Below are 16,227 nucleotides of genomic sequence, written 5' to 3'. Positions count from 1 at the left end.
CAATAATCGATCTGCCACAAGGGCATTGTCTGCCCCCACTGACAACCGCTATAGTTGGCCCGCCCCCGCGACGCGATGGCTCATTTCTTCACATCCGAAGTGCCCGTGAGGTCCATGGGACTGTCAGCGTCATGTTGCAAACGTGGTTATTAATGCGATGCCCCCATCGTCAGTAGAAATGAGAGAGACAGCGACAAACAGCGCCGAAACCGGCAACACGCCCCCCACCCCCGAAGAAGTCCGCAAGCGCGTATTCGCGATTGTGGCGGCGTCCTCGGGGAATCTGGTCGAGTGGTTCGACTTTTACATTTATGCCTTCTGCGCGATCTATTTCGCCCCGGCGTTCTTCCCCAGTTCGGATCCCACGGCGCAGTTGCTCAACACCGCGGGCGTGTTTGCCGCGGGTTTCCTGATGCGCCCTATCGGCGGTTGGATCTTTGGCCGTATCGCCGACCGTAACGGCCGCAAGAACTCGATGGTCATCTCCGTGATGATGATGTGCTTCGGCTCGCTGCTGATTGCTGCGCTGCCGACGTACGCAAGCATCGGAAACTGGGCGCCGGCGCTGCTGCTGTTCGCGCGTCTGCTGCAAGGCCTGTCGGTCGGTGGCGAATACGGCACGACGGCAACGTACATGAGCGAGGTCGCGCTCAAGGGCCGTCGCGGCTTCTTCTCCTCGTTCCAGTACGTGACGCTCATTGGCGGTCAGTTGCTTGCCGTGCTGGTGGTCGTGATTCTTCAGCAATTGCTCAGCGAAGCGGAACTGAAGGCGTGGGGTTGGCGCATTCCGTTCGTGGTCGGGGCGATCACGGCGGTGGTGGCGCTGATGCTGCGTCGTACGCTGCATGAAACGTCGACGGCAGCAAGCCGTAACAACCGCGACGCGGGTTCGATCGCCGGTCTGTTCCGTCATCACAAGGCAGCGTTCTTTACGGTGCTTGGCTACACGGCCGGCGGTTCGCTGATCTTTTACACGTTCACCACCTACATGCAGAAGTATCTGGTGAACACGGCAGGCATGCCGATCAAGACCGCGAGCTACATCATGACGGGCTGCCTGTTCGTCTACATGTGCATGCAGCCGATTTTCGGCATGCTCTCCGACAAGATCGGCCGTCGTAACAACATGCTGCTGTTCGGCGCACTCGGCGCCATCGCCACGGTGCCGATCCTGACAGCGCTCAAGACGGTGCAAAGCCCGACGGCCGCGTTCCTTCTCATCTGTCTGGCACTGGCGATCGTGAGCTTCTACACGTCGATCAGCGGCATCGTGAAGGCGGAAATGTTCCCGATCGAAGTGCGCGCACTGGGGGTGGGCCTGGCCTACGCCGTCGCCAACGCGATCTTCGGCGGCTCGGCCGAATACGTCGCGCTGGGTCTGAAGAAGGCGGGCATGGAGCCGACCTTCTACTGGTACGTCACCGGCATGATGGTGCTCGCGTTCCTCGTGAGCCTGCGCCTGCCGCGTCAGGCGAAGTACCTGCATCACGAACATTGATCGCAACGGGCGGACGCTTGCATCGCGCGACGCGTCTGCCCCGAGCGCAATGGATCGACCGATTACCTCGTGCGCACGCGTCGGCATGCGCGCGACGGCCTGACATCTGCGCTTTCCCCTGCCCTTCCTGCCCTTCCCCCGTTTCCTACCTTTCTTATCCCCGCTCGTCAGACGTCGTCACCGGCGGCCGAGCGCGCACTTTGCCAGATCGCATCGAGCACGTGATGCGGCTGGTGACGCCGCCGGTAAAGCGCGATGTCGAAGCCGATCTGCCAGTCCTTGCCACCGACGATGGCGAGCGTGCCGCGCGACACGTCGTCGGCCACCAGACGTTGCGGCAGCCACGCGATGCCCGCCCCGCGTCTGGCCATCGCGAGAATGGCTTCGTATGAATCGGCCTGATAGACAGGCTTGAGCGTCGGACGATTCGGCATCTCCGCCAGATGACGGGCGAGCACGGCACGCAGTGTCAGCGTGCGGGTGAAGGCGAGCCATGGAATGGGAGACGGGCCCGCGGATAGCCGATACCGGGCGCGCCCCTTGGCATCGAGCGCACTCACCGGCACCAGCACCTCGCGCGCCACGCTCAGCCAGTCGAAACGTTCCTGGTCGATGAGCAAGCGCGTGTGGGCACTGGAGTAGACGATGAGCAGATCGACCTCCCCCGCCGCGAGCCGAAGGATCGCTTCCTCTGCGCCGCCGGTCGACAGCGTTGCGGTAAAGAAGCCGATGCGCGAGACGGTTTCGTCGTACCAGTCCGGGAAGAAGGTGGCGGCCAGTGTGCGGCCGGTCGCGATTTTCAGGTTGTTTTCGAGCGTGGGAGCGGCGTCCTGCAACTGCGTGCGGGCGCTGTGAAGGATGTCGAGTGCGTTCGTGGCCGCGTCGAGAAACACGGTGCCGGCGGCGGTGAGTTCCAGCGGCTTGCTGCGCTCGACGAGTCTCGTGCCGACCCACTCCTCCAATGCGCGAATGCGTCGACCGAATGCCGGATGCGTGACGAAACGGTTTTCCGCCGCCCGCGTAAAGCTGCGCGTGCGTGCCAGTTCGACGAAGTCTTCAAGCCATCGCAGTTGCATACCGTCTCCTAGCGCGCGTTCCGCGCGCCTGTGCGCACGACTGTCGGCCAAGCGACGCGGCTTCGCCTCAGTGCGTCGGTGCGCAAATGGCTCATGACGACGTCGCCAAATGACCGGGGATCAAGCCTTCGAGAGCGACTTGAGCGCGTGCTTGATGCCGTCGGAGACCGTCGTGCCCTCGGGCACCGTCTTGACGGCGGCCAGCGCTTCCTTGTCGGAGTATCCCAAGGCCAGCAGCGCGTTGACGACGTCGCTCTTGTGATCGTGCGGCGCGGCGGCGCCCGCGACCGTGCCGAGTTGCGCGCCGAGCTTTCCCTTGAGCTCGAGCAACAGACGCTCGGCAGTCTTCTTGCCGATACCCGGAATCTTCGTCAGACGTCCCGACTCTTGCAGCGTCACGGCCTGCGCGATGTCGGCAACGCTCATCCCCGAGAGAATGGCCAGCGCCGTGCGCGCGCCGACGCCCGAGATCTTGAGGAGTTCGCGAAAGGTATTGCGCTCGTCCGGCGAACCGAATCCGAAGAGCAGTTGGGCGTCTTCACGCACGATGAACTGCGTGAGCAGCGTGACGCGCTCGCCGACGTTCGGCAGATTGAAGAAGGTGCTCATCGGCACCGAGATTTCATAGCCCACGCCCTGGCAATCGACCAGGATGTGCGGCGGATTCTTTTCCAGCAGCGTGCCGGAGATGCGACCAATCATTGGTGCCCCGAGAGAGTGACTTCGACAGGCGGCAAGTTTAGCAAACCGCCCGATGCGCTTTGGGGTTTGTCGCGCGGCTTTACGCACGTGGCACGGCGGGCATAGGCAACGTCGGATAAACGGCCCCTTCAGGCCAACGCTAAGCCTTTGAAAGGTATGCGATTCCGGGGGAACGAGCGACGTTCGAGTGTCAGCGCCGACGGGGGATCCTTGCGAGACTGTGCGCTCTCTTCAAGTACGGATCTCGACGTGATGAATTTTCAGTCTTGGCAGTCGCGGTTTCTGCAACATTTGGCGCCGCATGCTCGTCCCCCCATCTCATCCACGCAGGAGCGAAAAATGGTCAAGCGTCTGGTGCTGTTCAACCCCAGCGGCAGCGTAAGCAACACGATGCCGATCTATAACCTCGGCTGGTCGCTCGCAGAGAAATATCGCGTGCTGCTGGTCGATGCGGATCCGAAATGCGATCTGACCAGCTTGATTCTGCGGGACGACTTCGATGCGCATTACTCGAACGAGCGCACGCGTCGACACAACCTGAAAGACGGCACCAGCGCAGCCTTCGTCATGGACCCGCTGCTCATCAAGCCGATCGACTGTCCGGCAGCCTCGCGGTCTTCGAATCTTCGCGTGCTGGCCGGTCATCCGAATTTATCCGACTGCGACCTCTATCTGACGCTCGTTCAGGACGCAGGCGACAGACTTCCTTCAATTCAGAACACCCCCGGCGCGTTCAACCGGCTGATCGAATTGAGCGAGCGCAAATACGACATCGACATCACACTCATCAACCTCGCGGCGGGACTCAGTGCCATCAATCAAAATCTCTTCCTGCACAGCGATTACTTCGTGGTGCCGATAACGTTGGATCGATTCTCGTGGTTAGCGCTGAAAAAGATGAAATATACGGTTTCGCGCTGGCTTCAGTGGAAGCGCAATACCTTCCGCGAACTTGAAGACGCTATCTATGCGCTTCGCCCCGGCACGCCGAAGTTCGCCGGGATACTGTTTCATCAAGTAGATAACCGCATCGGACGGACGAAAGCGCCTGCTGGGCACACCATCGATGACATCAAGTCGGTGGTGCTCGATGACTTCTTTCCCCATATTCGCGACCGGGGCATGACCCTTGCACCTGAGCAGTATTCACAAAGGTGTCATACGAACGGATACGTTCTCGAAGAGATTGTGGACTTCAGTGGATTGCTTGCCAAAGCCATCGACGTTGGCGTTGCGCCCCTTGCGCTCACGGATCAGGATCTTGAGGACATCCGACATCATGTCCCGGACGGCATTGCCCGGCGCGACCTTTTGCGATCCCAATTCCAGAATCTGACTGCCGCACTCGACGCTTTAATGGAATATGCATAACGCACTGGTTTCCTTCCGATCCAACATGGACGATGTGGACGCGCTCACCAGCGTGTACGACTACGTTCGCCAAAACATGCCGAGCAACGCCAACGCTGATGATCTGCTGCGTTCGAAAATCGTATGTTCGGTCAGTGCGTTCGACAAGCTTATGCACGACATCATCCACACGGGCATTGTCGAGGCGTATGCAGGCAATCGAGCAACGACGCCAAAGTACCTTGACGAACCGATCCCGCTGAAAATCGTCGCTCGACTGGACAATGCTGGAGAGTCTCCTCGCGATACCGTGTTCGCCAGATCAATTCGCGACAAGCTACGGACATTATCCTTTCAGCACCCGGAAAAGGTCGCCGATGGCCTGAGTTACATCTGGCCCGAGAATCGCAAATGGCAAAGGATCGCCGCTGCGATGGGAGAGGAAGAAAAGGGGGTTCGCGAAATGTTGAAATCCATTGTGCAACGACGTAATGCCATTGCTCATGAAGCGGACCTGCGATCTGACGACGATGTGAAACAACCGATCAGTCGTGAAGGTGCCGTAGAAGCTGCCCGATTTATGAGGCAATTGGGCGAGACGTTCCACAGGCTGATCCGTTGACGCCGCCAAAACCGCCTCGCACGAGGCGGCTCGCCCCCGTCCCAAACCCGCAACCGCTAACGCCGTCACCCTTAGCCTTCATCACCCTCAGCCCTCACCCCTCCCCCTCGATTCCCTCGATGAAGTCCCCGGTCGAGCGGGTCGCCGCAGAGCGCAGGCACTCGAGCGCTTCGGCCACGGCGGCGCGATTGGCACCGTCGTCGCGCCAGTACATCGAGACGCCGCCGAAGCCCGCCAGCCGTAACGGCACAATGCGCAGCGCGCCCAACGCCTGAAGCCGACTCGCCGTGCGATGCGATGCCAGGCCGATCATGTCGCTGTTGTTGAGTAGCGTGAGATTGAGAATGGTGGAATTCGATTCGACCGTGTCGTTCGGCAACGGATACCCGGCCTCGGCCAGCGCCGCTTCCAGCGCGTTGCGAATCGGTGTGCCGCGCGGCCAGACGACCCAGCGGTAACGCTGCATGTCGGCCCAGTTGACCTCCGGGAGCGAAAACACCGGATGCCGCGCACGCGCGACGAAGTGCAATGGCTCCAGATACAGCGCCTCAGCGCGCACATTCCGATCCTGCAACTCCGGCGCCGAACGCCCGACGACGATGTCGATCTCGCTGTGCGCCAGCTGGTTCATCAACCGGTCCATCGTGTTTTCGACCACCCGCGCCTGAACACGCGGCATCCGCTGCAAGAGCAGCAGCACAGCCAGCGGCACCGTATCCGCCGAAGACGCCCCCGACGTGCCGATCGCCACCAGTCCGCTGCCGCCCTCGCGCATGGCGTCGAGATCGTCGCGCGCGGTATCGAGTTGCGCTTCGATACGCCGTGCATGCTGAATCAACGCCTCCCCGTATGACGTTGGACGCAACCCGCGCGCCTGACGCTCGAACAGCGGCAGGCCGATATCGTCCTCCAGATCCTTGAGCCACTTGGATAGCCCGGGCTGGGTCGTATTGAGCAACGCCGCAGACTGGCTCATGTTCCCGGTCTGCGCGAGCGTCAGCAGCATCTGCAAGTTGCGCAGACGCAAGCGATGAGTCCAATCCATACGCAATCTCCCGGCACCCGGCGATACCTCGCCATGACCCGACCCATACGATTTTTCGTATGGATCCGATGATTTATTCATTTCAAAGAATATGTCTCGCCGAGTATAACGCTATCCATAGACCCGAAAGCCACGGCCAGTCCGCAGGCAGCGCTCGCTAGACGAGCAGACCGGGCTCCCATCCAACATGGAGACAAGCATGTCCGATCGCGCCCTCAGCGCCGAACGCGCCGCCTATTACGAACACATCGGCCTCAACCACATGGCCCCCCTGTGGGAATCGCTCCACAGTCTTGTGCCGCCGCAACCGCGCCCGCGTGTGGCGCCTGCCATCTGGAAATACAACGAAGTGCGTCCGCTGGTCATGGAAGCGGGACGCGTCATCAGCGCCGAAGAAGCCGTGCGGCGCGTGCTGATTCTGCAGAACCCGGGCACCCCCGGATCGTCGAGCATCACCGGTTCGCTGTACGCCGGTCTGCAATTGATTCTCCCGGGGGAAATCGCGCCGAGCCATCGTCATACCCAGTCGGCGCTGCGCTTTATCGTGGAAGGCCGTGGCGCGTGGACCGCCGTCAATGGCGAGCGCACCACCATGCACCCGGGCGATTTCATCATCACGCCGTCGTGGACGTGGCATGACCACGGCAACCCCGTCGACGGCGAGCCGGTCGTGTGGCTCGACGGACTCGATATTCCGCTCGTTCAGTACTTCGACGCCGGCTTCGCCGAAAATTACCCGGAATCGCAACAACCGGTGCAGCGCCCCGAAGGCGACAGCTTCGCCCGATACGGCTACAACATGCTGCCCGTGCACCACAAGGTGAGCGATCCGACTTCACCGATTTTCAGCTATCCATATGCGCGCTCGCGCGAAGCGCTGGATACGCTGTTCCGCAACGGCGAACTCGACCCGTGGGACGGCATCAAGCTGCGCTACGTCAACCCGGCGACCGGTGGCTGGCCGATGCCGACGATGGCGACGTTCATGCAATATCTGCCGGCCGGCTTCCAGGGCAAGACCTATCGCAGTACCGACGCGACCGTCTTCTCCGTGGTGGAGGGGCGAGGCACCGTGCGCATCGGCGACGAGGTCTTCCAGTTCGAGCCGCGCGACCACTTTGTGGCGCCGTCGTGGGCGCCCGTGCAACTCGCGGCGCTGGACGACGCCGTACTGTTCAGCTACTCCGACCGCCCCGTGCTCGCCGCGCTGAACCTCCTGCGCGAGTCGCGCACTTGAATCGTGCGTCCGAGCGATACCACCCTTCACACAAGCTAAACATCGGCCGCCCGCGCGGCCGCCGTCTTCTCCTTCATCCGACGAGTCAACCACCATGTCCTACGTCTTCACTCCGCCGGCCGTCGTCGGCATTCCCGTTGTCGGCAGCCAAGACCTGTTCGCCGTGCGCCGCGTGTATTGCGTTGGCCGAAACTACGCCGCGCATGCCCGCGAAATGGGCTTCGATCCGGATCGTGAGCCGCCCTTCTTCTTTTGCAAGCCCGCCGACGCGGTAGTGCCGGTTGCGTACGGCGACACCCTCGAACTGAAGTACCCGGCCCAGACGAGCAACTATCACTACGAAGCCGAACTGGTCGCTGTCATCGGCAAGGCCGGCTCGGACATTGCGCTCGACGAGGCGCTGGAACACGTGTGGGGTTACGCCGTGGGTCTGGACATGACGCGTCGCGATCTGCAAATGAAAATGCGCGAGATGGGCCGTCCGTGGGAAATCGGCAAGGCGTTCGATGCTTCGGCGCCGATCGGTCCGATCCATCCCGTGTCGAGCGTTGGTCACATCGAGAAGGCCGGTATTTCGCTGACGGTCGACGGCGTGCAAAAGCAAAAGAGCGACATCACCCACCTGATCTGGTCGGTGGCCGAGACGGTGTCGTATCTGTCGCAATTCTTCCGTCTGGAACCGGGCGACCTGATCTACACCGGCACCCCCGAAGGCGTAGGCCCGGTCAAGGCCGGCGAGACGATGGTCACCGCCGTCGAAGGGCTCGGCGAAATCACGGTGCGCGTGGTCTGAGGTTCGTCCATGCAGCTCTACAGTTTCTTCAACAGCTCGACTTCGTACCGCGTGCGCATCGCGCTCGCCCTCAAGGGTCTCGCCTTCGACACCGTCCCGGTGAATATCCGCGTCGGAGAACACCGTGCACAACCGTACGTCGACGAAGTCAACGCGTCGGCCGCGGTGCCCGCCATCGTCGACGGCGACTTCTCGCTGGGTCAGTCGCTGGCGATCCTCGACTATCTCGACGCGAAGTACCCGCAGACGCGACTGGTGCCGCAGGACATCGAGGCGCGCGCCCGCGTGCTCGAACTCGCGATGCTCATCAGTTGCGACATTCATCCGGTGAACAACCTGCGCATTCTCAAGTACCTGCAGGGGCCGCTGGGGCTGTCCGCCGAGCAGAAAGACGCCTGGTATCGCCATTGGGTCGCCGAGGGCATGGCGGGGGTGGAACGTCTGCTCGTCAGGCATGGCCATGGCGCGTGGTGCTTCGGCGATGCGCCGACGCTCGCAGACGTCTGCCTGATTCCGCAGATCGCCAACGCGCAACGCATGGGCTGCGATCTGTTGCCGTATCCGCGCGCGATGGCGGTCTACGACACGGCGGCGACGCATCCGGCATTCGTCGCGGCAGCGCCGAGCCGTCAGCCGGACTACACGGCGTAAGTATGAGCAGCGAGGGCAGGAGAGTGCCCGAGGAGACAAGCATGACGCAATCCCATCAACCCAAAGCGCTCGTGGTGGGCGGTGGCATCGGCGGTCTGGCCGCCGCGCTCGCCCTCGCCAATCAGGGGGTACGCATCGAGCTGCTGGAACAGGCCGAGACCATCGGCGAGATCGGCGCCGGCATCCAGCTCGCCGCCAACGCGTTCGCTGCGCTCGATGCGCTCGGCGTTGGCGAAGCGGCGCGTGGGCGCTCGGTCTTTACCGATCACATCACTCTGCGCGACGCCATCGATCGCAGCATCATCGCCCAGGTCGACGTGGGTGCGCCGTATCGCGAACGCTTCGGCAATCCGTACGCGGTGATTCATCGTGCCGACATCCATCTGTCGATTCTCGAGGCGGTACAGCGCAATCCGCTGATCCAGTTCCGAACGGCAACGCGCGTCGTCTCGCTCGATCAGGACGCAAACGGCGTCACCGTAACGGATCAACACGGCGAGCGACACACCGCCGATGCCGTGATCGGCTGCGACGGCGTGAAGTCCGCCGTTCGCGCTGCGCTGATCGGCGACGAGCCCCGCGTGACAGGCCACGTCGTCTACCGGGCCGTGGTCGACGTGGAGAACATGCCGAAGGATTTGCAGGTCAATGCGCCCGTCGTATGGGCGGGGCCGCACTGCCACCTCGTGCACTACCCGTTACGCGGCGGCAGGCAATACAACCTCGTGGTCACCTTCCACAGCCGCGAGCAGGAGGTCTGGGGGGTGCGCGATGGCAGCAAGGAGGAAGTGCTGTCGTACTTCGAGGGCATCGACGCGCTGCCGCACCAGATGCTCGATCGCCCGACGTCGTGGCGACGCTGGGCCACTGCCGACCGCGATCCGGTCGAGCAGTGGAGCTTCGGGCGCGCGACCATCCTGGGCGACGCGGCGCATCCGATGACGCAATACATCGCGCAAGGCGCCTGTCAGGCACTGGAAGACGCCGTCACGCTCGGTGCCGCCTACGCCGCAGCGAACGGCGACTTCACGCAGGCGTTCCAACACTACGAGCGTGCCCGTATCCCCCGCACTGCCCGCGTGCTGTATGGCGCGCGCGACATGGGACGTGTCTACCACGCCAAGGGCGTGGATCGCTGGGTACGCAACTCGTTGTGGAAGGGCCGTACGCAAACGCAGTTCTACGACGCCCTGCAATGGTTGCACGGCTGGCGCGCCGAAAACTGCCTGTCGCAGACCCCGTGGCTGACGAGCGAGTAAGTCGGCGCGTGTAGCACTGGCTTCCCCGTATCACCCATTGCGCGGAATTCAAAACAACAACCGCGCATGGTCCCTGCGGCACGACGCGCGCTTGCCGTCGCGCTGCTTCTGGCACCTTAGAAGCTCTAACAAAATGATTTCCTGAGATGGCGCCAGCAGATGATGCAACCAGCCATTTTCAGGAAGGCTTCGTGAATGATTGCGAGGCGCTCGAAGCGGACTCGCAATCGCTTGAAGTTGTGCAGCCACGCGATGGTTCGCTCGACAACCCAACGCGTCTTGCCAAGACCGCTGCCGTGAGGCTCGCCGCGGCGAGCAATCTCGGTGGCGATGCCGACGGCGTGCAGGGGCTTGCGGTACTTGTCGTGGTCGTAGCCGCGATCACCCTGAACGATGTGCGGTTTAGACAAGGGGCGACCGCGCTTGCCTCGAATCGGAGGAATCGCCTCGATCAGTGGCAGCAGTTGGGTAATGTCGTTGCGGTTGGCGCCCGTGAGTATCAGCGACAGTGGAATGCCTTGGGCGTCGGTCAGGACGTGGTGCTTTGAACCTGGTCGCGCGCGATCTGTGGGGTTAGGTCCTGTTTTTGACCCGACCCCACTGCCCGGATAGAAGAGGAATCGACGACTACACGAGACCAGTCGATGCGATCGGCCGCACGGAGCTTGGCCAGAAGTACCTCGTGCAGACGATCCCAGACGCCAGCCTTCTGCCAGGCATGTAGCCGTCGCCAGCAACTCATGCCTGAGCCGCAGCCCATTTCCTGCGGCAGCATTTCCCAAGGGATGCCGGATTGCAGAACGAACAGGATGCCCGTGAGCACGGCACGATCGTCCAGCGGCTTGCGCCCGGGATAGCGGGCGCGCCGAGGCTTCGGTGGCGGCAGCAGTGGCTGGATGATTGCCCACAGTTCGTCGTCGAGTATTGGTTTGGCCATGTCCTTTGCGCAGCGATGACTGCGCAAAGGTTAACAAAAATCACTTTGAGTTAACAGCCCCCGTAAACTCATTTTGTTAGAGATTCTTAGAGGAGACAACCATGCCAGCCAGCCCCATCAACGTCACGGCGTTCATCGACCGGCATCGCATCTCGCGATTCCAGATGATGATCGTCGTGCTGTGCTTTCTGATCGTGGCCATCGACGGCTTCGATACCGCCGCCATCGGCTTCATCGCGCCAGCCATTCGCGCGGAATGGTCGCTCACCCCCGCCCATCTCGCGCCACTCTTCGGCGCAGGTCTGGCTGGCCTGATGGCCGGTGCGTTCCTGTTCGGGCCGCTTGCCGACAAGCTCGGCCGCAAGACGATTCTCATCTTCTCGGTGCTGTTCTTCGGCGTGGCGAGCCTGGCGTCGGCGTGGTCGATGGAGCTCTGGCAACTCATCGTGTTGCGCTTCCTGACGGGACTGGGTCTCGGCGGCGCGATGCCCAACGCGATTACGCTGACCTCGGAGTACTGCCCCGACTCGCGCCGCTCGTTCCTCGTGACGACCATGTTCTGCGGTTTCACGCTCGGCTCGGCGCTCGGCGGGCTGGCCTCCGCCGGTCTCATCGAAGCCTTCGGCTGGCGCTCGGTGCTGATCGTCGGCGGTGTCATGCCGATCGCGCTCGCCGTGATTCTGATGCGCGCCCTGCCCGAATCGGTGCGCTATCTGGTGATGGCCGGCAAATCGCCGGAACGCGTGGCGGCCTCGCTCCAGCGCATCGCGCCGCACGAGGATTTGCGCGGCGCAACGTTCAATGTCGCGACAAAGCCCTCGGCTACTTCGCCCGTGCGCCATCTCTTCAAGCCCGAACTGCTGCGCGGCACGCTGCTGTTCTGGGTCACGTTCTTCATGAGCCTGCTGGTGATCTACCTGCTCTCGAGCTGGCTGCCGACGCTGCTTCGCACGAACGGACTGACCTTGCGCAACGCGGCCATTGTCACGGCCATGTTCCAGGTCGGCGGCACCCTGGGCGCCATCGTGCTCGGCTGGTTGATGGATCGCTTCAATCCGCACTACGTGCTCGCGGCGGCCTATGTTCTTGCAGGCGTGTGCGTCGCAGCGGTCGGTCCGCTGGCGAGTTCGCCGGTGCTCGCGTCGGTCGCGGTCTTCTGGGCGGGCTTCTGCGTATCCGGCGGCCAGGTCGGCGCGAACGCGCTCTCAGCCGAGTTCTACCCGACGGACTGCCGCGCCACGGGCGTGAGCTGGGCCAACGGCGTTGGACGTATGGGATCGGTGGTCGGATCGGTCGGCGGCGCCTCGATGCTGGCCATGGGCTGGTCGATGCCGGCACTGTTCGCGGCCATCGGCGTGCCCGCCGTGCTCGCCGGTCTCACGATGCTCACGCTCGGCCGCCTGCGTCACCGCCAGAGCGCCGTCGCGATCGAGGCGGCCGCCTGATCTCGGCGCAAATCCACAAGCCAGCGGCGCATCGACGCTAAGCGTTTCGACACGCACAACCCGTCGCAAGCCGCTCACCCCGGCGTTGAACCCCGGACGGGCGTCATCCGCATCACGCGATGACGCCCGTTTGCCGTCTGGTCGCGGGCACGATCAGCAGCGAGCCGGGCGCTTCGTGTTGCGTCGCGCAATTCGTCGCGGATAGGGATAGAGTGTCGTCTGACGGCGAACGCGAGCGGTCCGCGCGGCCCCGGCGCCGTCAGTCCCAATACCCCCAGACGGAGATTGAAGGTGTCGCTGCCCCCCTTGCTGGTCATCATCCCGATGCATCCCGAGCAGTTGTCCGAACTGCAAACCCGTTTCGAAGTGATCTATCGTCCCAGTCACCATCCCACGCCGGAAGGCTGGGGCGCGGAGGGTCAACGCGCACGCTTCGTGCTCACCAACGGTGCGCGCGGCATGAGCGCGGCCGAACTGGCGCACCTGCCGAATGTGGAGCTGGTGAGTGCGTTGGGGGCTGGCTTCGAGAATCTGGATGTGCCTGCCATGCGGGCGCGCAACATCGTTGCCGTGAACGGCGCCGGGGCGAACGCGCCGACCGTGGCGGATCAGGGCTTTGCGCTGCTGCTTGCCGCGATGCGCCGCATTCCCGAGTACGACGCGGCTTGCCGCAAGGGCGTCTGGCGCGATGCGCTACCGATGCAGCCGGGCGTGGCGGGCAAGAAGCTCGGGATCGTCGGTCTGGGCGCGGTCGGACGACAGTTCGCCAAGCGCGCAGAAGGCTTCGATATGCAGATCGGTTACCGCAACCGAAATCGACGCGACGACCTGCCGGCGCACTATCGGTACTTCGATGACGTGTTGTCGCTTGCCACGTGGGCCGACATGCTCGTCGTGACCGCACCCGGCGGCGCGGAGTCGCACCACATGGTCAACGCCGACGTGCTGCGCGCCCTTGGCCAGGATGGCTTCCTCGTGAACCTCGGGCGCGGCAGCGTCGTCGACACCGCCGCACTGGCCGAAGCGCTGCGAAACGGCGTCATCGCCGGGGCAGGACTCGACGTCTACGAAGGCGAACCCGCGCCGCCCGCGGCACTCATCGACTTGCGCAACGTCGTGCTGAGCCCGCACGTAGCCGGACGCTCGCCCGAGGCCGAAGCGGCGACCCTCACGATGTTCCTCGAGAATACGCGCCGATATCTGGCGGGCGAACCCGTGATGACGCCGCTCTGAGGGCGTTTTGAGCGCGCGCTGAACGTTGATGCGGGCCTGATGCCGGCTTAGCGCCAGCGCAATGCGTGCATGGCGCCGGCATGACGCCCGCCTAGTGATTATCGAGCCCGTCGAGGCTTCTTTCCGGTGACGGAGAGAGCGTCACGCCGTCGTTGACGGGCTCGAACTCGATGCTGCTGCGCGCAGTGCCCGTCGCAAAGCGCGTGTTGCAGGTCGGGCATTTCACTTCGGCCTCCGAATGGAGGTAGTCGTACAACGACTGGACGCTCGGTTCGCTGGCAGCCACGGCAAAGCGCCCGTTGCATGTGGGACATACGACGAAACCGGTGTGGATCGACAACATGGTCTGACTCCTTCGCGTTCATCGCGTATTGCGACAGATGTTACAGCCAGTCGGTGCGCCGCGGGCTTCGGCGCGTGGTGTCGGAAGGCTCGTCGGATTCGCGGGGGGCGACCGTGCGGTCGTTCGCGGCCACGCCGACGGTCGGCTCGGTGCGCGTCGCCTCAGCGCTCGACGTGCGCTCCTCCGGCAAGTCGTGCGCGCGCTTGACGGGATCGAAGTCGCGCCATTCGCCAGCTTCCCATACGCCGTCCGCCTGCTCGATCTCGGCAGCGCCAGCATCACGCAGCACGGCAATGGCCGTATCCGCCGTGGACTCGCTCACATGGGTGGCGAGCATCACACCGGCGTCTCTCATGCCCGCTTCGCGTGCCGACACACGCTCACGGCTACGCATGCGCTGCAGCGCGCCGAGAAACGCACCCAGATAGGCCCCGGCCATCATGCCAACGACGGGCACCAGCCAGAATCGCCAGACAGTTACAAACAGCAGCGCGCCCAACGCGAGACCGAACGCACCACCCGCGATAACGCCCTGGGCCGCGCCCTTTCCCGCCGGACGGGCGGCGGCGTCCGCGTCGACATCGCCCCCTATCGGAAACTTGGCATGTTGTCCCGTCGGGTTGAGGAAGAAAACCGAGACATCGGACGGTCGGAATGCCCGGTCGTAAAGCCGGCTGGCCACGAGATTTGCCTGATCGCACGTCGTAAAGCGTCCTGCCACGATCATCGCCATCACCACCTCCCTAAGCTGGTTTCGTGAATACGTGAATCGATTCCCGTGGGATGAACGCTTTACCGGTTTGTTTCATCAAGGAATCCTGTCACGTACTGCATCGGCATTGAGAAAATCAATGCCCGGGAACCGTTGCCGACGCAGGGGAATCGCAATGACATGCGGCGAAATTGCCACGGGCGGTGCATTTGTGTGCGGATGCGGCACCTATACCGACAACTCCGCACACATGATGTCCTTGCACCCGCCGCACCCGCTGCGTTGTAAAGGCGATATTCCCTTCGCCGCATGGTTTGTTTCGACTTCGCATCGAACCCCACATTGGGAGCGTCTATGGCTCGCGCGATATGGAAGGGTGCGATCAGCTTCGGGCTGGTCAACGTCCCGGTCACGCTGTTTCCTGCGTCGACAACGCACAAACTCGATCTCGACTGGCTCGACAAGCGAACGATGTCGCCGGTCGGGTACAAGCGCGTCAACAAGGAAAATGGCAAGGAAGTCCCTCGCGACCAGATCGTGCATGGGTACGAATACGAAAAGGGCAACTATGTCGTATTGAGCGACGACGAGATTCGCGCGGCGAATCCTGCCGCGACGCAAACCGTCGACATTCTCGCGTTCGTCGACGCGTCGGACGTATCGTTCATGTATCTGGATACGCCGTATTACCTCGTTCCCGAGCGTGGCGGCGCGAAGGCCTACGCGCTGCTGCATGCGGCGCTCATCCGCGCGGGAAAGCTCGGCATTGCACGCGTGGTCATGCACACGCGCGCGCATCTTGCCGTGCTCGCACCGGCAGGCGATGCACTCGTGCTCGACACGCTGCGGTGGCAGGACGAGATGCGCGACCCGGCCGAAGTCGGCCTCACGAAGGAAAAGCTGGGAAAACTCGCCGCCCCCGGCGATCGCGAACTGGACATGGCGATACGGCTGATCGACGAAATGTCCGGGCCGTGGCGCCCCGGCGATTATCACGACACGTTCCAGGACGACCTCAAAGCGCTCATCGATCGCAAGATCGCCTCGGGTCAAACGCGCGAAGTCGCGCAAATCGAGGCCAGTGCGCCCAAGCTCTCCGGGGGTAACGTCACCGACCTGATGGCATTGCTCAAGCAAAGCCTGGGGACGAAGGGCAAGCGCGAGAGCGCCGCCGTCGACGCTGAAGACGTCGAGGAGAAGCCGGCGAAGAAGACCGGAAAAAAGACGACAGCGCGGAAGACGGCAACCAGGAAGACAGCAGTCCGGAAGACGACAGCGAGCAAAGCCGCGTCCAAACGCACCAAATCCGCGAAATCCAAGTGAG

Annotated in this window: 16 protein-coding genes; 10 read left to right on the top strand and 6 right to left on the bottom strand. The window is 63.0% G+C overall.

Going from position 1 to position 16,227, the window contains the following annotated elements:
• The first annotated feature begins 178 nt into the window (after positions 1-178).
• A complete protein-coding gene (locus UC34_RS03425; protein WP_044453975.1) occupies positions 179-1,498 on the top strand; it encodes an MFS family transporter in 1,320 nt (439 codons plus the stop codon).
• A 167-nt stretch (positions 1,499-1,665) separates the two neighbouring features.
• On the opposite strand, the gene UC34_RS03420 is transcribed toward UC34_RS03425, so the two are convergent.
• Together UC34_RS03420 and ruvA are read right to left on the bottom strand one after the other, a co-directional pair.
• Complete coding sequence (locus UC34_RS03420) at positions 1,666-2,574, bottom strand: LysR family transcriptional regulator (protein WP_044453973.1); 909 nt, start codon at positions 2,572-2,574, stop codon at positions 1,666-1,668.
• Between the two features lie 120 nt (positions 2,575-2,694).
• A complete protein-coding gene (ruvA, locus tag UC34_RS03415; RefSeq protein WP_044453971.1) occupies positions 2,695-3,276 on the bottom strand; it encodes a Holliday junction branch migration protein RuvA in 582 nt (193 codons plus the stop codon).
• 339 nt (positions 3,277-3,615) lie between these two features.
• On the opposite strand from ruvA, the gene UC34_RS03410 reads away from it, so the two are divergent.
• Positions 3,616-4,647 (top strand): ParA family protein, encoded by a 1,032-nt coding sequence (locus UC34_RS03410; RefSeq protein ID WP_044453969.1) that lies wholly within the window; start codon positions 3,616-3,618, stop codon positions 4,645-4,647.
• Between the two features lie 25 nt (positions 4,648-4,672).
• On the top strand, positions 4,673-5,248 hold the full coding sequence (locus UC34_RS03405; protein WP_052810882.1) for a HEPN domain-containing protein: 576 nt from the start codon (positions 4,673-4,675) through the stop codon (positions 5,246-5,248).
• Positions 5,249-5,342: 94 nt separating this feature from the next.
• Here UC34_RS03405 and UC34_RS03400 read toward each other — a convergent pair whose 3' ends face one another.
• Complete coding sequence (locus UC34_RS03400; protein ID WP_044453967.1) at positions 5,343-6,293, bottom strand: LysR family transcriptional regulator; 951 nt, start codon at positions 6,291-6,293, stop codon at positions 5,343-5,345.
• Between the two features lie 199 nt (positions 6,294-6,492).
• Here UC34_RS03400 and gtdA point away from each other — a divergent pair, with 199 nt between their 5' ends.
• From gtdA to UC34_RS03380, 4 genes are all read left to right on the top strand, one after another.
• A complete protein-coding gene (gene gtdA / locus UC34_RS03395; protein ID WP_044453965.1) occupies positions 6,493-7,530 on the top strand; it encodes a gentisate 1,2-dioxygenase in 1,038 nt (345 codons plus the stop codon).
• A 94-nt stretch (positions 7,531-7,624) separates the two neighbouring features.
• Complete coding sequence (locus UC34_RS03390) at positions 7,625-8,323, top strand: fumarylacetoacetate hydrolase family protein (RefSeq protein WP_044453963.1); 699 nt, start codon at positions 7,625-7,627, stop codon at positions 8,321-8,323.
• Between the two features lie 9 nt (positions 8,324-8,332).
• On the top strand, positions 8,333-8,974 hold the full coding sequence (gene maiA / locus UC34_RS03385) for a maleylacetoacetate isomerase (RefSeq protein WP_044453962.1): 642 nt from the start codon (positions 8,333-8,335) through the stop codon (positions 8,972-8,974).
• 41 nt (positions 8,975-9,015) lie between these two features.
• A complete protein-coding gene (locus UC34_RS03380) occupies positions 9,016-10,233 on the top strand; it encodes a 3-hydroxybenzoate 6-monooxygenase (RefSeq protein ID WP_044453960.1) in 1,218 nt (405 codons plus the stop codon).
• Positions 10,234-10,358: 125 nt separating this feature from the next.
• On the opposite strand, the gene UC34_RS03375 is transcribed toward UC34_RS03380, so the two are convergent.
• A protein-coding gene (locus tag UC34_RS03375; RefSeq protein ID WP_157122994.1) for an IS5 family transposase occupies positions 10,359-11,170 on the bottom strand; the annotation gives its coding sequence in 2 pieces (ribosomal slippage) (positions 10,359-10,822 and positions 10,822-11,170; 813 coding nt in all).
• A gap of 101 nt (positions 11,171-11,271) precedes the next feature.
• Here UC34_RS03375 and UC34_RS03370 point away from each other — a divergent pair.
• Positions 11,272-12,615: an MFS transporter gene (locus UC34_RS03370; RefSeq protein WP_044453953.1), complete on the top strand. Its 1,344-nt coding sequence runs from the start codon at positions 11,272-11,274 to the stop codon at positions 12,613-12,615.
• Positions 12,616-12,906: 291 nt separating this feature from the next.
• Positions 12,907-13,848, top strand: a complete 942-nt coding sequence (locus UC34_RS03365; protein ID WP_237165225.1) for a 2-hydroxyacid dehydrogenase — start codon at positions 12,907-12,909, stop codon at positions 13,846-13,848.
• Between the two features lie 91 nt (positions 13,849-13,939).
• Here UC34_RS03365 and UC34_RS03360 read toward each other — a convergent pair whose 3' ends face one another.
• Together UC34_RS03360 and UC34_RS03355 are read right to left on the bottom strand one after the other, a co-directional pair.
• On the bottom strand, positions 13,940-14,191 hold the full coding sequence (locus UC34_RS03360; RefSeq protein ID WP_044453951.1) for a hypothetical protein: 252 nt from the start codon (positions 14,189-14,191) through the stop codon (positions 13,940-13,942).
• Positions 14,192-14,231: 40 nt separating this feature from the next.
• A complete protein-coding gene (locus UC34_RS03355; protein ID WP_063389814.1) occupies positions 14,232-14,924 on the bottom strand; it encodes a hypothetical protein in 693 nt (230 codons plus the stop codon).
• A 333-nt stretch (positions 14,925-15,257) separates the two neighbouring features.
• Between UC34_RS03355 and ku the strand changes: the two genes are divergently transcribed.
• Positions 15,258-16,226, top strand: coding sequence for a non-homologous end joining protein Ku (gene ku / locus UC34_RS03350; protein WP_044453949.1), 969 nt, complete (start codon positions 15,258-15,260; stop codon positions 16,224-16,226).
• Position 16,227 lies beyond the last annotated feature (1 nt).

Source organism: Pandoraea vervacti (genome assembly GCF_000934605.2).
Taxonomy (GTDB): Bacteria; Pseudomonadota; Gammaproteobacteria; order Burkholderiales; family Burkholderiaceae; genus Pandoraea; species Pandoraea vervacti.
This window is presented reverse-complemented; position numbering and strand designations above follow the sequence as displayed.

Bases quoted from the DNA above. Each gene is read 5' to 3' on its own strand.
- UC34_RS03425 (WP_044453975.1), top strand. From the start codon at position 179: ATGAGAGAGACAGCGACAAACAGCGCCGAAACCGGCAACACGCCCCCC.
- UC34_RS03420 (WP_044453973.1), bottom strand. From the start codon at position 2,574: ATGCAACTGCGATGGCTTGAAGACTTCGTCGAACTGGCACGCACGCGC.
- ruvA (WP_044453971.1), bottom strand. From the start codon at position 3,276: ATGATTGGTCGCATCTCCGGCACGCTGCTGGAAAAGAATCCGCCGCAC.
- UC34_RS03410 (WP_044453969.1), top strand. From the start codon at position 3,616: ATGGTCAAGCGTCTGGTGCTGTTCAACCCCAGCGGCAGCGTAAGCAAC.
- UC34_RS03405 (WP_052810882.1), top strand. From the start codon at position 4,673: ATGGACGATGTGGACGCGCTCACCAGCGTGTACGACTACGTTCGCCAA.
- UC34_RS03400 (WP_044453967.1), bottom strand. From the start codon at position 6,293: ATGGATTGGACTCATCGCTTGCGTCTGCGCAACTTGCAGATGCTGCTG.
- gtdA (WP_044453965.1), top strand. From the start codon at position 6,493: ATGTCCGATCGCGCCCTCAGCGCCGAACGCGCCGCCTATTACGAACAC.
- UC34_RS03390 (WP_044453963.1), top strand. From the start codon at position 7,625: ATGTCCTACGTCTTCACTCCGCCGGCCGTCGTCGGCATTCCCGTTGTC.
- maiA (WP_044453962.1), top strand. From the start codon at position 8,333: ATGCAGCTCTACAGTTTCTTCAACAGCTCGACTTCGTACCGCGTGCGC.
- UC34_RS03380 (WP_044453960.1), top strand. From the start codon at position 9,016: ATGACGCAATCCCATCAACCCAAAGCGCTCGTGGTGGGCGGTGGCATC.
- UC34_RS03370 (WP_044453953.1), top strand. From the start codon at position 11,272: ATGCCAGCCAGCCCCATCAACGTCACGGCGTTCATCGACCGGCATCGC.
- UC34_RS03360 (WP_044453951.1), bottom strand. From the start codon at position 14,191: ATGTTGTCGATCCACACCGGTTTCGTCGTATGTCCCACATGCAACGGG.
- UC34_RS03355 (WP_063389814.1), bottom strand. From the start codon at position 14,924: ATGGCGATGATCGTGGCAGGACGCTTTACGACGTGCGATCAGGCAAAT.
- ku (WP_044453949.1), top strand. From the start codon at position 15,258: ATGGCTCGCGCGATATGGAAGGGTGCGATCAGCTTCGGGCTGGTCAAC.